The sequence below is a fragment of the Streptomyces sp. NPDC051219 genome (assembly GCF_040682335.1).
GTDB lineage: Bacteria > Actinomycetota > Actinomycetes > Streptomycetales > Streptomycetaceae > Streptomyces.
In genome coordinates, this window is the sequence record NZ_JBFBAS010000002.1 from 127,127 (window position 1) to 143,227 (window position 16,101).

Consider the following 16,101-nt stretch of genomic DNA (forward strand, 5'->3'; position numbering starts at 1 on the left):
AGGGTTCCGGCCTCGGGTGGCCTCGGTCACTAAGGGTCACCTAATCGGCCCCCCGGCCATGGGAGGCCCGGCCCCTCTCTAGACTCGCCCGTATGCAAATCGCGCCCGTCGTCCGAGTCCGCGGCCTGGTCAAGCGGTACGGCAAGAAGGCCGCGGTGGACGGCCTCGACCTGGACGTCGCGGCGGGCACGGTCACCGCCGTCCTCGGCCCCAACGGTGCCGGCAAGACCACCACCGTCGAGACCTGCGAGGGATACCGCCGTCCGGATGACGGCACCGTGCGCGTACTCGGCCTGGACCCGGTCGCGGACGCCTCCGCACTGCGTCCCCGGATCGGCGTGATGCTGCAGTCCGGAGGGGTGTACTCGGGGGCCCGCGCCGACGAGATGCTGCGGCACATGGCCAAACTGCACGCCCATCCGCTCGACGTGGACGCGCTCATCGAGCGGCTCGGGCTCGAGAGCTGCGGCCGCACGACGTTCCGCAGGCTCTCCGGCGGCCAGCAGCAGCGGCTCGCCCTCGCCATGGCCGTGGTCGGCCGTCCCGAGCTGGTCTTCCTGGACGAGCCGACCGCCGGGCTGGACCCGCAGGCCCGCCGGGCCACCTGGGCGCTCGTACGCGAACTGCGCAGCGACGGCGTCAGCGTCGTGCTCACCACGCACTTCATGGACGAGGCGGAGCAGCTCGCCGACGACGTCGCGATCATCGACGCAGGCAGGGTCATCGCCCAGGGCAGTCCCGAACAGCTCTGCCGGGGCGGCGCGGAGAACACCCTCCGCTTCACCGGGCGCCCCGGTCTCGACCTGGCGGCCCTGCTGAAGGCTCTGCCCGACGGGACCTCGGCGGCCGAGCTCACGCCCGGCGCGTACCGCATCACCGGCAACATCGACCCTCAGCTGCTGGCGACCGTGACCACCTGGTGTGCCCAGCACGGGGTGATGCCGGGCGGCATCTCGGTGGAACGGCACACGCTCGAGGACGTCTTCCTCGAACTGACCGGTAAGGAGCTGCGCGGATGACCGCCGGTACGTTCACGCCGAAGCCGGGCGCCGCGCCGCTGTCCCGGATGATCGCGGCACAGACCGCGCTCGAGACCCGGATGCTGCTGCGCAACGGCGAGCAGCTGTTGCTGACGGTGATCATCCCGACGCTGCTGCTGGTGCTGTTCTCCACGGTCGACATCGTCGAAACGGGAGAGGACGCGGCGGTCGACTTCCTGGCCCCCGGAATCCTCGCGCTCGCGGTGATGTCGACCGCGTTCACCGGGCAGGCCATCGCGACGGGATTCGAGCGGCGGTACGGAGTACTGAAGCGGCTCGGCGCCTCTCCGCTCCCCCGATGGGCCCTGATGAGCGCGAAGACCCTGTCCGTACTCGTCACCGAAGTGCTGCAGATCGCGCTTCTCGCGGCGATCGCGTTCGCGCTCGGCTGGTCCCCGCAGGGCAATCCGCTCGCCGTGGTCCTGCTGCTTGTTCTCGGTACGGCGGCCTTCTCGGGTCTCGGCCTGCTGATGGCCGGGACCCTGAAGGCCGAGGCGACCCTGGCCGCGGCCAACCTGGTCTTCCTTCTGCTGCTGGTCGGCGGCGGGGTGATCGTGCCGCTGGAGAAGTTCCCGGACGCGGTCCAGTCGGTGCTCGCCCTGCTGCCGATCGCCGCGCTCTCGGACGGCCTGCGCGACGTGCTCCAGCACGGATCGGGGATCCCCTGGGGCGACATCGGGATCCTCGCGGTCTGGGCGGTCCTGGGACTGGGCGCGGCGGCGAAGTTCTTCCGCTGGGAGTGAGCGAGCCGCGCCACGGCCCCTCGTGAATGCACGCACAAGCGGGCGCCTACGATGGATGCCGTGTTGACCCCACTCGCTCTTGTCGCCCGGCGCTGGACGCCTACGCCCCGTACGCTCCAGCGCGCCGCGCTCGCCGCCCTCGTGATGAGCGTCGTCATCGTGGTCACCGGTGGCGCGGTCCGGCTGACCGGCTCCGGTCTCGGCTGCGACACCTGGCCGAAGTGCACGGACGACAGTCTCGTCGCGACGCCCGCGCAAGGCGTGCACGGCGCGATCGAATTCGGCAACCGGATGCTGACGTACGTGCTCTGCGCGGCGGTCGGCTGGGCGATCACCGCCGCCCGTTCGACCAAGCCCTGGCGGCGCGGTCTGACCCGGCTGGGCTGGGCGCAGTTCTGGATCGTCATGGGCAATGCGGTCCTCGGCGGCATCACCGTCTTGGCGGGTCTCAACCCCTGGACCGTCGCCGGCCACTTCCTGCTCGCCACCTCGCTGATCACCGTGACCACGATCACCTGGCAGCGCACCCGCGAGGGCGACGGCACCGCCCGGCCACGCGTCCCGCGCCCCGTGCGCAAGCTGTCCCGGGTCCTGATCGCCGCGTCCGTCGTACTGATCGCGGCGGGCACGGTGGTGACGGGGTCCGGCCCGCACGCGGGTGACAGCAGTGAGGTCCCGCGGATGGGGTTCGACTGGGCGGGCACCGCACATGTGCACGCGATCGCGGCCTGGGTCGTGTGTGCGCTGGCTCTGGGCATGTGGCTCGTGCTGCGCATGGTGGACGCACCGCCGGACACCAGTGCCCGGGCGAGGGATCTGCTGCTGGTGCTCCTCGCACAGGGAGCCGTCGGCTATGTGCAGTTCTTCACCGAGCTCCCCGAGGTCCTGGTCGCAGCCCACATGCTCGGCTCCTGTCTCGTGTGGATCGCGGTGCTCCGGCTGGCACTGAGCCTGCGCGAGCGCCCGGAAACGACCACCGGCATCCCGGCTCGGAGCGACCAGGCCCTGTCAGCAGCTGCCTAGGCCGTAGACGCGACGGGCATTGCCCGCAGCGATCATGGCGGCGACCCGTTCCGCGTCCCTGCGGGACCACGCCCCGTCGCCGACCCAGCCGCCGAGCACGCGTGCCATCGCCTCCCGGAACACCCGCGCGCCGACCACGTGCAGCTCCGGAAGCCCCCGGCCTCCGCTGGAGAACAACAGCTTGCCGAACGGTGCCAGCTCCAGGAACTCCGCCAGTACGGCATCGGCCCGTGCCCCCGTGTACGCGAGGGCGGGACCGAGATCGGCGTACACATGGGGGAAGGCACCGGCGAGGTGGGCGGCGTGGCGGTGGTACGGATAGCTGTGCAGCAGCACCAGATCGGTGCCCAGCCCGCCGGTGGCCCGTACGAAATCGGTGAGCAGCATCGGGTCGGTGCGGTCGATGCGCGTCCGGGGGTCGGCCGCCCCGGCGTGCAGCTGCAGCGGACGCCCCGAGGCGATCGCGATCCACAGCAGATGCCGCAGCAGGACGGGGTCGGTCAGCTGCCCGCCGGCCGGGCGCCGGGCTAGCCAGCGTCCGGAGGCTCCACGCACTTCGCCGGGCCCCGGCGGCTCGGGGGCGAACGCCGGCCCGTACCCGATGCCCGCGACCGAGGTGAAGGCGACGGCCGAGGCGGCTGCCCCGTGCACGGCCTCGGCGAGATTGGCCAGGAACGACTCCACGGTGCCGGAGGTGTCGGCCACCTGCTCGGCCAGGAGTTCGAGCCGGACGATCTCATGGGCCTCGGCGGCGCCCGCCACGGCCAGCTCTCCCGGACCGGTGAGGTCGCCGGGGAGCCCGGTGTCCACCAGATAGGTGGCGATACCCGACCCGCGCAGCAGGCGCCTGCCGGACTCCAGGACGCCGAGCTCCCTGCGGCGCGCGAGATAGCGCGCCGGCGAGCAGTGCGGCTCCAGGCCGAGCAGCGGCGGGCACCAGCGGCGCACGGCGAAACCGGTCTGGGTGTCGAAGAAGGTCGTTCCGGCTGCGGGCGGCCCCTCAGCCCTGGCGAGGTACGCCTCGAAGGTGCCGAGGCCCAGCTCGGTACGGAGCACCCCATGGCAGTACTGGTCCACCAGGGACGGCGTTTCGATCATCCGGGCACCCCGTTGTGGGCGTGGGGGTCCTCCCCGGACCTGGTCCGGGAGAGGACGTGCTTCCACCCCGCCTAACGGGTGAACCCTGCCTCAGGTGTTGCTCGCGCTGTTGCTCGGTCCGCCCACCTGGATGCCGGCCATGCGCGTCCACTCGTACGGGCCGGTGCGCACCTTCGCCGCGAACTCCCCGTCGAACGACTCGTGGAGCGTCAGTCCGGCCTTCTCGGCGGCTCGCGCGGCCATGGCGTGGCTCGGGGCCACGAGGTCGCCCCAGCCGCCGTCCTCGCCGACGAGGACGATACGAGTGCCCAGCTGCCCGAGGTACGCGAGTTGGCCCTCGGCGCCCCCGTGCGACTTGGAGAATGCATCGATCTGTTTGGCGAGCTTCGCCGCCAGGCGCTCGGTGCGGGCGTCGGGCGCGGTCTCTTCAGCCTTGGTTTCTGCCATGGCCCGCATGCTACTCGCGAGTAATGGCTATGCCTACCGTCGGCCGTGCTTACCGCGGGCACGACTACCGCAGGAAGGGATCCACCGCGACGGCGACGAAGAGCAGCGACACATAGGTGATCGACCAGTGGAACAGCCGCATCTCCTTCAGCTTCACGCCCGTCGCGCCGCCCTTGGCGCGCGACTGCAGCGCGTGCGCCTCCCAGAGCCACCAGCCGCCGGTCACCAGCGCCACGGCCGTGTAGAACCAGCCGGTGTAGCCCAGCGGAGTCAGGAGCAGCGAGACGCCGACCATCACCCAGCTGTAGAGGACGATCTGGCGGGCCACCACGGTGTTGGAGGCGACGACCGGCAGCATCGGCACACCCACACGGGCGTAGTCCTCCTTCACCTTCATCGACAGCGGCCAGTAGTGCGGCGGCGTCCAGAAGAACATGACGAGGAAGAGGATGACGGCCGCCCACGACATGGAGTTCGTGACGGCGGACCAGCCGATCAGCACTGGCATACAGCCGGCGATGCCGCCCCACACGATGTTCTGCGCCGTCCGGCGCTTGAGCACCATCGTGTAGACGACGACGTAGAAGAGCAGCGCCCCGAGGGACAGCGCGGCGGACAGCCAGTTGACGAGCAGCCCGAACCACAGCGTGGAGACGGCGGCGAGAACGAGGCCGAAGACCAGGCCCTCGCGCGGGCTCACCATTCCGGTGACCAGCGGACGCTGTGAGGTCCGGTCCATCAGCGCGTCGATGTCCCGGTCGATGTACATGTTCAGCGCGTTGGCGCCACCCGCGGAGAGGTATCCGCCGACGCACGTGACCAGCACGAGCCACAGGTCGGGAACGCCCTGCTCAGCCAGGAACATCACCGGTACGGTGGTGATGAGCAGCAGTTCGATGATCCGCGGCTTGGTCAGTGCCACGAATGCCTTGACCCGGGCCCCGAACGGCCGGTGGCCGGGGCTCGTCCCGAGCACCCCCGCGGGACGGGATTCGACGGCCGTCACGTACACCCCTGACAGAGACTCCCAGCAAGCTCCGGACGTGAAGGCCCGGTAAAGACTTGCGCGAACCAGGCCACTCTAGACGTTGCCCGATCGCCGCCCTGCGCCGGGGTGCGGTCGTGTTGAGCAGCGGCCCCGGGAAACGCGTATACGTGCGTGGAGAGGCGAAGACCCCGTGGGGACGGCACTCTGACAGTGACCTGAGCATGTGCCTGTGCTCGAAAAGATGCGCGTTGCGGCGGGGGTAGGCTCGACAACGCCCGGTGCATCAGTCGTCACCGGGATACGACATGTGGAGAGGAGCCCTGACCCAGGGTGAGCACCAAGCCGACCACCACAGACCTCGAGTGGACCGATCTGGACCAGCGGGCCGTTGATACCGCCCGCGTCCTGGCCATGGATTCCGTACAGAAGGTCGGCAACGGCCACCCCGGTACGGCCATGAGCCTCGCGCCCGCCGCCTATGTCCTGTTCCAGAAGCTCATGCGGCACGACCCCTCGGATCCCCAGTGGACCGGGCGCGACCGGTTCGTGCTGTCCGCGGGCCACTCGAGCCTGACGCTCTACACCCAGCTCTACCTCGCCGGTTACGGCCTCGAGCTCGCCGACCTGGAGGCCTTCCGCACCTGGGGCTCCAAGACCCCGGGCCACCCGGAGTACGGCCACACGGTGGGCGTCGAGACGACGACCGGGCCGCTGGGCCAGGGCGTCGCCAACGCCGTGGGCATGGCGATGGCCTCCCGTTACGAGCGCGGCCTGTTCGACCCGGACGCGGCCCCCGGCACCTCCCCGTTCGACCACACCATCTGGGCGATCGCGGGCGACGGCTGCCTCCAGGAGGGCATCTCACACGAGGCGTCCTCCCTCGCCGCCCACCAGAAGCTCGGCAACCTGGTGCTGCTGTGGGACGACAACCACATCTCGATCGAGGGCGACACGGAGACCGCGGTCTCCGAAGACACCCTCAAGCGGTACGAGGCGTACGGCTGGCACGTCCAGCGCGTGGAGCAGCAGCCGAACGGCGACCTCGACCCGAAGGCCCTGTACACGGCCCTGAAGGCGGCTCAGGCCGAGACCGAGCGCCCGTCCTTCATCGCGGCCCGCTCGATCATCGCCTGGCCGGCCCCGCACGCCCAGAATACCGAGGCCGCGCACGGCTCGGCGCTCGGCGAGGACGAGGTCGCGGCCACCAAGAGGGTTCTGGGCTTCGACCCGGAGAAGTCCTTCGAGGTCTCCGGCGAGGTCATCGCGCACACCCGCAAGGCGCTCGACCGTGGCCGCGAGGTCCGTGGCAAGTGGGACAAGACCTTCGCGGCCTGGCGGACCGCCAACCCGGAGCGTGCGGCCGAGTTCGACCGCGTCGCCGCGGGCGAGCTGCCCACGGGCTGGGAGGAGAAGCTCCCCGTCTTCGAGACCGGCAAGTCCGTCGCGACGCGTGCGGCCTCCGGCAAGGTGCTCCAGGCGCTCGGTGAGGTCGTCCCGGAGCTGTGGGGCGGCTCCGCCGACCTCGCGGGCTCCAACAACACCACGATCGACAAGCACTCGTCGTTCCTGCCCGTCGGCAACCCGCTGCCGGAGGCGAACCCGTACGGACGGACGATCCACTTCGGCATTCGCGAGCACGCGATGGCCGCGGAGATGAACGGCATCGTGCTGCACGGCAACACCCGCGTCTACGGCGGCACGTTCCTCGTGTTCTCCGACTACATGCGCAACGCCGTCCGGCTGTCCGCACTGATGCACCTGCCGGTGACGTACGTGTGGACGCACGACTCGATCGGCCTCGGCGAGGACGGCCCGACCCACCAGCCGGTGGAGCACCTGGCCGCCCTGCGTGCCATCCCGGGTCTGAACATCGTGCGCCCGGCGGACGCCAACGAGACGGCGATCGCCTGGCGCGAGATCCAGCGCCGCTGGACCAAGGAGTTCGGCAAGGGTGCCCCGCACGGTCTGGCGCTGACCCGGCAGGGCGTCCCGACCTACGAGCCCAACGACGACACGGCGAAGGGCGGCTACGTCCTGTTCGAGGCCGAGGGCGGTCAGCCGCAGGTCGTCCTCATCGGCACCGGCTCCGAGGTCCAGCTGGCCGTGGAGGCCCGGGAGCAGCTCCAGGCCGCGGGCATCGCGACCCGGGTCGTCTCCATGCCGTCGGTCGAGTGGTTCGAGGAGCAGGACCAGGGGTACCGGGACTCCGTGCTGCCGCCGGCCGTGAAGGCCCGGGTGGCGGTCGAGGCCGGTATCGGTCTGACCTGGCACCGCTTCGTGGGCGACGCCGGCCGGATCGTCTCGCTGGAGCACTTCGGTGCCTCGGCGGACGGAAAGGTGCTGTTCCGCGAGTTCGGCTTCACCGCCGAGGCCGTTGCCGCCGCCGCCCGGGAATCGATCGACGCCGCGGCGCGCTGACGCCCGTACACGACAAGTAGGAGATGCAACTCTCATGACAGACGCACTCAAGCGCCTCTCCGATGAAGGCGTCGCGATCTGGCTGGACGACCTGTCGCGCAAGCGGATCACGTCCGGCAACCTCGCCGAACTGATCGACCAGCAGCACGTCGTGGGCGTCACCACGAACCCGTCGATCTTCCAGAAGGCGATCAGCAGCGGTGACGGTTACGAGCAGCAGCTCGCCGACCTCGCCGTCCGCCGGGTGACCGTCGAGGAAGCCGTACGCATGATCACGACGGCGGACGTCCGCGACGCCGCCGACATCCTGCGCCCGGTCTTCGAGGCGACGCAGGGCCAGGACGGCCGGGTCTCGATCGAGGTCGACCCGCGCCTGGCGCACAACACCCACGCGACCGTCGCCGAGGCCAAGCAGCTCGCCTGGCTCGTGGACCGCCCGAACACGCTCATCAAGATCCCGGCGACCAAGGCGGGTCTGCCGGCGATCACCGAGACGATCGGCCGGGGCATCAGCGTCAACGTCACGCTGATCTTCTCGCTGGAGCGCTACCACGAGGTCATGGACGCCTACCTGGCCGGTCTGGAGAAGGCGAAGGCCGCGGGCCTGGACCTTTCCAAGATCTACTCGGTGGCGTCCTTCTTCGTGTCCCGCGTGGACACCGAGATCGACAAGCGGCTCGACGCGCTGGGCACGCCGGAGGCCAAGGAGGCCCGCGGAAAGGCGGGGCTGGCCAACGCCCGCCTGGCGTACCAGGCGTACGAGGCGGTGTTCAGCAGCGACCGCTGGGCGGCCCTGGACAAGGCGCAGGCGAACAAGCAGCGTCCGCTCTGGGCCTCGACCGGCGTCAAGGACCCCGCGTACAAGGACACCATGTACGTCGAGGAGCTGGTCGCCCCCGGCACGGTGAACACCATGCCGGAGGCCACCCTCGAAGCCGTAGCCGACCACGGCCGGATCACCGGTGACACGGTGCAGGCCACGTACGAGCAGGCCCGCGCCGACCTCGACGCCGTCGAGAAGCTCGGCATCTCGTACGACGAAGTCGTACAGCTGCTGGAAGACGAGGGCGTCGACAAGTTCGAGGCGTCCTGGAACGACCTGCTCAAGTCGACCGAGGCGGAGCTGAAGCGCCTCGCCCCTTCGGAGGGCTGACCACGTTGTCTGTTAACGGAGCGAACCCGCTTCGTGACGCACAGGATCGACGGCTCCCGCGTATCGCGGGGCCGTCGGGCCTGGTCATCTTTGGCGTTACGGGCGATTTGTCACGTAAAAAGTTGATGCCGGCCGTCTACGACCTGGCCAACCGCGGCCTGCTGCCCCCAGGTTTCTCGCTCATCGGCTTTGCCCGCCGCGAGTGGCAGGACGAGGACTTCGCCCAGGTGGTGCACGACGCGGTCAAGCAGCACTCGCGTACGCCCTTCCGAGAGGAGGTCTGGCAGCAGCTGGTGCAGGGCTGCCGCTTCGTCCAGGGCAATTTCGACGACGACGACGCGTTCGAGACGCTGAAGTCGACGATCGAGGAGCTCGACAAGGCGCAGGGCACCGGCGGCAACTTCGCCTTCTACCTCTCCGTACCGCCCAAGTTCTTCCCGAAGGTGGTCCAGCAGCTCAAGAAGCACGGGCTGGCCGACCAGAAGGAAGGATCCTGGCGCCGGGCGGTCATCGAGAAGCCCTTCGGGCACGACCTGAAGAGCGCGCAGGAGCTCAACCAGATCGTCCACGAGGTCTTCCCGCCCAACGAGGTCTTCCGGATCGACCACTACCTGGGCAAGGAGACCGTCCAGAACATCCTGGCGCTGCGCTTCGCCAACACGATGTTCGAGCCGATCTGGAACCGGTCCTACGTCGACCACGTCCAGATCACGATGGCCGAGGACATCGGCATCGGCGGCCGCGCCGGCTACTACGACGGCATCGGCGCCGCCCGGGACGTCATCCAGAACCACCTGCTCCAGCTGCTGGCGCTGACGGCGATGGAGGAGCCCGGCTCCTTCCACCCCAAGGCACTCGTCGCCGAGAAGCTCAAGGTGCTCACCGCGGTGCAGTTGCCGGACGACCTGGGCAAGTACACCGTGCGCGGACAGTACAGCGCCGCCTGGCAGGGCGGCGAGAAGGTCGTCGGGTACCTCGAAGAGGAAGGCATCGACCCCAACTCGAAGACCGACACCTACGCGGCCATCAAGTTGGAGATCAACAACCGCCGCTGGGCCGGCGTGCCGTTCTACCTGCGCACCGGCAAGCGCCTGGGCCGCCGTGTCACCGAGATCGCGGTCGTCTTCAAGCGGGCGCCGTATCTGCCCTTCGAATCCGGGGCGACGGAGGAGCTGGGGCAGAACGCCCTGGTCATCCGGGTCCAGCCGGACGAGGGCATCACCGTCCGGTTCGGCTCCAAGGTGCCCGGAACCTCCATGGAGGTGCGGGACGTGACGATGGACTTCGCGTACGGCGAGTCGTTCACCGAGTCCAGCCCCGAGGCGTACGAGCGGCTCATCCTCGATGTACTGCTGGGCGACGCCAACCTCTTCCCGCGCCACCAGGAGGTCGAACTCTCCTGGACCATTCTCGACCCGATCGAGGAGCACTGGGAGGCGCACGGCATGCCCGCGCAGTACCCCGCGGGTACGTGGGGGCCGGTCGAGGCGGACGAGATGCTCGCACGAGACGGACGGAGCTGGCGCCGGCCATGAAGATCGACCTCACGGACACCAACTCCAGCAAGATCAACGCCGCGTTGGTCCAGGCGCGCCGGGACATCGGCACGCCGGCCATCGGCATGGTGCTGACCCTTGTCATCGTCACCGACGAGGAGAACGCGTACGACGCCCTCAGGGCGGCGAACGACGCGTCCCACGAGCACCCCTCGCGGATCATCGTCGTGATCCGGCGGATAAGCCGCTCGCCGCGCAGCCGGCGCGACGCGCGCCTCGACGCCGAGGTACGGGTCGGCACCGACTCGGGCAGCGGTGAGACGGTGGTGCTGCGGCTCTACGGCGAGCTCGTCAATCACGCCCAGTCCGCGGTGCTGCCGCTGCTGCTGCCCGACGCCCCGGTGGTCGTCTGGTGGCCCGAGGGTGCCCCCGCGGACCTTGCGAAGGATCCGCTCGGCGCACTCGCGCAGCGCCGTATCACCGACACGTACGCCACCGAGAACCCGCTCGCGGCGCTCTCGGGGCGGGCGGAGGCGTACGCCCAGGGCGACACCGACCTGTCCTGGACCCGGATCACTCCGTGGCGCTCCATGCTCGCTGCGGCACTCGACCAGCAGACCGTGGACATCACGTCGGCGCGGGTCGAGGGCGAGGACGAGAACCCGAGCTGCGAACTGCTCGCCATGTGGCTGGCGGACCGGCTCAGGGTTCCGGTCCAGCGTGCGCGCTCGGCCGGCCCCGGGCTCACGGGCGTACGGCTGGCGACCGAGAACGGCGACATCGTCCTGGACCGGGCGGACGGATCGCTGGCGACGCTGTGCATGCCGGGCCAGCCGGACCGCGCGGTGGCGCTCAAGCGGCGGGAGACCGCCGAGCTGCTCGCCGAGGAACTGCGCCGGCTGGACCCGGACAACATCTACGAGTCCGCGGTGAAGTTCGGGGTGGACCGGCTGCACCAGCTTGCCGCCGAGGCCTCGAAGTCCGAAGCCCCGGAGTCCGAAGCCGCGCAAGCCGGTCCGGCTCACTCGCCCGAGGCCGTGAACGGCTCCTCGCCGCAGGCCGCCGGAAAGGCGGCACCGGCGAAGAAGCCGTCGGCCAGGAAGCCGGCCGCGAAGTGAGCACCCCTCAGGTGGTCGTCCACCGCGACAAGGATCTGATGGCCCAGGCCGCGGCGGCACGGTTGATCACGAAGATCGTGGACGCCCAGGCCGCGCGGGGCTCCGCCTCTGTCGTCCTTACGGGCGGGCGCAACGGCAACGGGGTGCTCGCGGCCCTGGCCGCGGCGCCCGCGCGCGACGCGGTGGACTGGGCGAATCTGGACCTGTGGTGGGGCGACGAGCGGTTCCTGCCGGCCGACCACCCCGAGCGCAACCACACACAGGCCCGAGAGGCGCTGCTCGACTCGGTACGGGTGAACCCGGCGCGGGTGCACGCGATGCCCGCCTCGGACGGCCCGTACGGACCGGACGTGGACACCGCCGCCGAGGCGTACGCGGACGAACTGGCCGCCGCCGCGGGACCGGAGAACCACGGGCCGGTGCCCACCTTCGACGTGCTGATGCTGGGCGTCGGCCCCGATACGCATGTCGCGTCGCTCTTCCCCGAGTCGCCGGCCGTCCGGGACAGCGAGCGCACGGTCGTCGGCGTGCACGGCGCACCCAAGCCACCGCCCACCCGGATCACCATGACGCTGCCCGCGATCCGCGCGGCCCGCGAGGTGTGGCTCCTCGCGGCCGGCGAGGACAAGGCGGGCGCGGTGGCGATCGCGCTCGGCGGGGCCGGGGAGATCCAGGCCCCGGCGGCGGGCGCGTACGGGCGGAGCCGCACGCTGTGGCTGCTGGACCGCGCGGCGGCGGCGAAGCTGCCGCCCCAGCTGTACCCGCCGGCCTCGGCCTGAGCGTACGACTGCGGCCCCGCACCCGGCCCGGGTGCGGGGCCGCAGTCACGCGGTACGCCCGGCGGGTGGGTACGATTCCGCCACGCGGTACGCCCGTGAGGGGCGTCGCCGCGGGTCAGGCGGGCCGCCGGTACCTGCTGCCGTCCCGGGTCCGCCGGAGCAGACCGGCCATGACCAGGCGTACGCGGTCGGGGTCGGCCAGGGCGGCCATCAGGGGGTGCATGACGTCCTTTCGGGGCGGTGTCACCGGCAGTTCGGACTGCAGTGTCACCCGCCCCGTCCGGAACGGCATCCCCTTTAGAGCTCCGCGCGGCTGCCCCCTCTCCTACTGCCTGCCGCGCAGCGCCCGATAGGTCGCCACCAGCGCCTTGGTCGACTCGTCCAGGCCCGGAACCTCCGCCGTCCCCGACAGGGCCGGTTCCAGCCGCTTGGCGAGGACCTTGCCCAGCTCGACGCCCCACTGGTCGAAGGTGTCGATGTTCCAGACGGCTCCCTGGACGAACACCTTGTGCTCGTAGAGCGCGACCAGCTGGCCGAGCACCGAGGGGGTGAGCTCCTTGGCGAGGATCGTGGTCGTCGGGCGGTTGCCCGGGAAGGTCTTGTGCGGGACCAGCTCCTCCGGGACGCCCTCCGCGCGTACCTCGTCGGCGGTCTTGCCGAACGCCAGCGCCTGCGTCTGGGCGAAGAAGTTCGCCATCAGCAGGTCGTGCTGGGCCACCAGACCCGTGCTGAGTTCGGCGACCGGCTCGGCGAAGCCGATGAAGTCCGCCGGGATGAGCTTCGTGCCCTGGTGGAGCAACTGGTAGTACGCGTGCTGGCCGTTGGTGCCGGGCGTCCCCCAGACCACCGGTCCGGTCTGCCAGTCGACCGGATTGCCTTGCCGGTCCACGGACTTGCCGTTCGACTCCATGTCCAGCTGCTGCAGGTACGCCGTGAACCTGGAGAGGTAGTGGCTGTACGGCAGCACGGCATGCGACTGGGCGTCATGGAAGTCGCCGTACCAGATGCCCAGCAGGCCCAGCAGCAGTGGCGCGTTGGCCTCCGGCGGGGCGGTGCGGAAGTGCTCGTCGACCAGGTGGAAGCCGCCGAGCATTTCTCGGAAGCGGTCCGGGCCGATGGCGATCATCAGGGAGAGCCCGATGGCCGAGTCGTACGAGTACCGGCCGCCGACCCAGTCCCAGAACTCGAACATGTTCGCCGTGTCGATGCCGAAGTCGGCGACCTTCTCGGCGTTGGTGGAGATCGCCACGAAGTGCTTGGCGACTGCCTCCCGGTCACCGCCCAGGCCACCGAGGAGCCATTCACGGGCGGAAGTGGCGTTGGTGATGGTCTCGATGGTGGTGAAGGTCTTGGACGCGATGATGAAGAGCGTCTCGGCCGGATCCAAGTCCCTCAGGGCTTCGTGGAGATCGGCCCCGTCGACGTTCGAGACGAAGCGGAAGGACAGCTCGCGCGTGGTGAAGGAGCGCAGCGCCTCGTATGCCATGGCGGGGCCCAGGTCCGAACCGCCGATGCCGATGTTCACCACGGTCCTGATGCGCCTGCCGGTGTGCCCGGTCCACGCGCCGGAGCGGACCTGGTCCGCGAAGCCGGTCATCTTGTCGAGCACCGCGTGCACGGCCGGTACGACATTCTCGCCGTCCACCTCGATCACCGCGTCCCGCGGCGCCCGCAGCGCGACGTGCAGCACGGCGCGGTCCTCGGTGGTGTTGATCTTCTCACCGCGGAACATCGCGTCGCGCAGCTCCGCCACGCCGGTCGCCGCGGCCAGTTCCCGCAGCAGCCGGAGGGTCTCGTCGGTCACCAGCTGCTTGGAGTAGTCGATGTGCAGGTCACCGACCTGGAGGGTGTAGCCGGAGCCGCGCCCCGGGTCCGCCGCGAACAGCTCACGCAGATGGGTGTCCCCCAGCTGTTCCCGGTGCTTGCCCAAGGCGGTCCACTCGGGCATCTGATTGAGCCTGGTACGGCCGTCTGCGTTCATACCGGTTATCAGCCCACTTCTTCTCGTACCTGCGTACCTGCCCCGCTGCCTCCCAACCTAGTTGATCGGAGCAGAGGCAGCAGGGAAGCGACCGCACACACGAACAGCCCGGCTGCCAGCAGAGCGGGGGTGTTCAGTCCCCAAGCTCCGGCCGCCGCTCCGCCCAGCATCGCTCCGAGGGGAGCTCCCGCGATCGTCATCGTGCGAAACGCCGAACTGATGCGGCCGAGCATGGAATCAGGGCTGCGCTGCTGCATCAGCGTGACCTGGTTGACGTTCCACACCATGCCCATGAAGCCGAACACCGCCAGTCCGCAGGCCAGGGCCCACAGTTCCCGGACCGTTCCCATCGTGAGCAGACAGCCGATCTGCATCGCACCGGCCCCGACGATGCCCCGGATACGCCCGAACCGCTCGGACAGCCGGCCGGCCAGCAGCCCCCCGGTCACGCTCCCCGCCCCGTACGCCGTCACGGCCAGCGCGTACCCGGCGTTCCCCGCGTCCAGCCAGCCGGTCACATGCAGCACGAGGGTGGCGATGAGCGCCCCCATACCGACGTTGCACAGGGTTGTTGCGGTGCACAGCCCGCGCAGCGCCCGGTCCCCCCACAGCACCCGGAGCCCTGCAGCGATGTCGCCGCGCAGAGTGCTCCCGGCCGCCCGTGGCGGCCTGTCCGGCACGGATACGCGCAACGAGGCGATCAGGACGGCCGCCAGTACGTACGTGACCGCGTCCGCCACGTAGGGCAGCGCCGCCCCGCCGGCCAGCAGCACGGGCACCAGCGGGGCGGCCAGGAAGGCGCCCGCGATCTGCTGCCCGGTGAGCAGCCGGGCGTTGGCGCTGCCCAGCGACTGTGCGGGCACCATCGAGGGCAGCAGCGCGGTGGCGGCGTTGTCGAAGAGCGTCTGCAGGGTGGTGAGTGCGAAGGCCAGCGCGATCAGCAGGGCTATCGAAGCGTGCCCGACCCCCACCGCCACCGCGAAGGCCGCCACAAGGGCCCCTCGCAGCAGATCCACCATCCACATCGCCCGCCGCTGGTCCACCCGGTCGGCGATCGCACCGCCCAGCAGCCCGAATATGAGCCAGGGCAGATACCCGCAGGCCGTCACCAGTGCGATGAGCAGGGGCTGTGTGGTCAGTGAGGCGGCGAGCAGCGGCATCGCAGCCGTCCGCAGCGAGTCCCCGAGCCGCGAGACGACAGCGGCCGTCCACAACCGGCCGAAACCGCCCCGCCAGTCGGCCGACCGCACACTCCCGGCCTCTGTCGCTGCCACGACTCCCCCTCGTGATCGATTGCTTCACGAGCGTAGGGGGCACCACTGACAACGGGCGGAGAACAAAGCAGTCCGGCCGGGCCCTCGAAAGGTGCCCGGCCGGACGTCAAGTCCTAGATCTCGCCCCGCAGTTTCGCGAGAGCCTCCGCGAGGATGGCCTCGCCGTCGGCGTCGGTGCGCCGCTCGCGTACGTACGCGAGGTGCGTCTTGTAGGGCTCGGTGCGCGGCGGGTCCGGCGGGTTGTCCCGGTCCTGGCCTGCCGGGAATCCGCAGCGCGGGCAGTCCCAGGTGTCGGGAACCTGCGCGTCGCTGGCGAAGCTCGGCTGCGTCTCGTGCCCGTTCGAGCACCAGAAGGAGATGCGGAGACGCGGCGCGGACTCGCCGCGCTCGGCCTCACCCATCGGCCCCGCTCCGACCCGACTTCCTCGGATCGCGTTGCCACTTGCCACGGTCGTAACTCCCTGCGTGATGGTGCTCGAAGTCAGCCCAGTCTACGTAAGGCCCAACGCGCGTCCAGTGACCGGAGTTACTTATCGGCCCCCA

15 protein-coding genes are annotated in these 16,101 nt (G+C 70.2%); 8 read left to right on the forward strand and 7 right to left on the reverse strand.

Annotation, left to right across the window (positions count from 1 at the left end):
- Window positions 1-92: 92 nt before the first annotated feature.
- Genes AB0M62_RS03335 through AB0M62_RS03345 form a run of 3 tightly spaced genes read left to right on the forward strand, consistent with a single transcriptional unit; the run spans window position 93 to window position 2,806 of the window.
- A complete protein-coding gene (locus tag AB0M62_RS03335) occupies window positions 93-1,019 on the forward strand; it encodes an ABC transporter ATP-binding protein (RefSeq protein ID WP_366072386.1) in 927 nt (308 codons plus the stop codon).
- Window positions 1,016-1,783, forward strand: a complete 768-nt coding sequence (locus AB0M62_RS03340) for an ABC transporter permease (protein WP_366072387.1) — start codon at window positions 1,016-1,018, stop codon at window positions 1,781-1,783. Before AB0M62_RS03335 ends, AB0M62_RS03340 begins: the two co-directional genes overlap by 4 nt.
- Window positions 1,784-1,834: 51 nt before the next feature.
- Entirely contained in the window at window positions 1,835-2,806 is a 972-nt protein-coding gene (locus AB0M62_RS03345) for a COX15/CtaA family protein (RefSeq protein WP_366072388.1), read from the forward strand.
- Here the strand turns inward: AB0M62_RS03345 and AB0M62_RS03350 are convergent.
- The 3 genes from AB0M62_RS03350 to AB0M62_RS03360 all read right to left on the reverse strand — a co-directional run bounded on the left by AB0M62_RS03350 (window position 2,792) and on the right by AB0M62_RS03360 (window position 5,357).
- Window positions 2,792-3,904, reverse strand: coding sequence for an amidohydrolase family protein (locus tag AB0M62_RS03350; protein WP_366072389.1), 1,113 nt, complete (start codon window positions 3,902-3,904; stop codon window positions 2,792-2,794). The two genes, AB0M62_RS03345 and AB0M62_RS03350, sit on opposite strands and share 15 nt — an antisense overlap.
- Window positions 3,905-3,994: 90 nt before the next feature.
- The gene (locus AB0M62_RS03355; protein ID WP_366072390.1) at window positions 3,995-4,351 is read right to left on the reverse strand and encodes a hypothetical protein; all 357 of its coding nucleotides are present in this window, start codon (window positions 4,349-4,351) and stop codon (window positions 3,995-3,997) included.
- 64 nt (window positions 4,352-4,415) lie between these two features.
- The gene (locus AB0M62_RS03360; protein WP_366072391.1) at window positions 4,416-5,357 is read right to left on the reverse strand and encodes a heme o synthase; all 942 of its coding nucleotides are present in this window, start codon (window positions 5,355-5,357) and stop codon (window positions 4,416-4,418) included.
- Between the two features lie 312 nt (window positions 5,358-5,669).
- Here AB0M62_RS03360 and tkt point away from each other — a divergent pair, with 312 nt between their 5' ends.
- Genes tkt through pgl form a run of 5 tightly spaced genes read left to right on the forward strand, consistent with a single transcriptional unit; the run spans window position 5,670 to window position 12,303 of the window.
- The gene (tkt, locus tag AB0M62_RS03365) at window positions 5,670-7,757 is read left to right on the forward strand and encodes a transketolase (protein ID WP_366072392.1); all 2,088 of its coding nucleotides are present in this window, start codon (window positions 5,670-5,672) and stop codon (window positions 7,755-7,757) included.
- A 34-nt stretch (window positions 7,758-7,791) separates the two neighbouring features.
- Window positions 7,792-8,910: a transaldolase gene (tal, locus tag AB0M62_RS03370; protein WP_366072393.1), complete on the forward strand. Its 1,119-nt coding sequence runs from the start codon at window positions 7,792-7,794 to the stop codon at window positions 8,908-8,910.
- A 5-nt stretch (window positions 8,911-8,915) separates the two neighbouring features.
- Window positions 8,916-10,445 (forward strand): glucose-6-phosphate dehydrogenase, encoded by a 1,530-nt coding sequence (gene zwf / locus AB0M62_RS03375; RefSeq protein WP_366072394.1) that lies wholly within the window; start codon window positions 8,916-8,918, stop codon window positions 10,443-10,445.
- Entirely contained in the window at window positions 10,442-11,524 is a 1,083-nt protein-coding gene (gene opcA, locus AB0M62_RS03380; protein WP_366072395.1) for a glucose-6-phosphate dehydrogenase assembly protein OpcA, read from the forward strand. Before zwf ends, opcA begins: the two co-directional genes overlap by 4 nt.
- Entirely contained in the window at window positions 11,521-12,303 is a 783-nt protein-coding gene (pgl, locus tag AB0M62_RS03385; RefSeq protein WP_366072396.1) for a 6-phosphogluconolactonase, read from the forward strand. The genes opcA and pgl overlap by 4 nt, the downstream gene beginning before the upstream one ends.
- 115 nt (window positions 12,304-12,418) lie before the next feature.
- On the opposite strand, the gene AB0M62_RS03390 is transcribed toward pgl, so the two are convergent.
- The 4 genes from AB0M62_RS03390 to AB0M62_RS03405 form a co-directional block, all read right to left on the reverse strand.
- Window positions 12,419-12,595, reverse strand: a complete 177-nt coding sequence (locus AB0M62_RS03390) for a hypothetical protein (RefSeq protein WP_366072397.1) — start codon at window positions 12,593-12,595, stop codon at window positions 12,419-12,421.
- Window positions 12,596-12,628: 33 nt separating this feature from the next.
- The gene (pgi, locus tag AB0M62_RS03395; RefSeq protein WP_366072398.1) at window positions 12,629-14,284 is read right to left on the reverse strand and encodes a glucose-6-phosphate isomerase; all 1,656 of its coding nucleotides are present in this window, start codon (window positions 14,282-14,284) and stop codon (window positions 12,629-12,631) included.
- Between the two features lie 8 nt (window positions 14,285-14,292).
- The gene (locus AB0M62_RS03400; protein ID WP_366072399.1) at window positions 14,293-15,558 is read right to left on the reverse strand and encodes an MFS transporter; all 1,266 of its coding nucleotides are present in this window, start codon (window positions 15,556-15,558) and stop codon (window positions 14,293-14,295) included.
- Window positions 15,559-15,671: 113 nt separating this feature from the next.
- Window positions 15,672-16,007, reverse strand: a complete 336-nt coding sequence (locus tag AB0M62_RS03405; protein WP_267241347.1) for an RNA polymerase-binding protein RbpA — start codon at window positions 16,005-16,007, stop codon at window positions 15,672-15,674.
- Window positions 16,008-16,101: the final 94 nt, after the last annotated feature.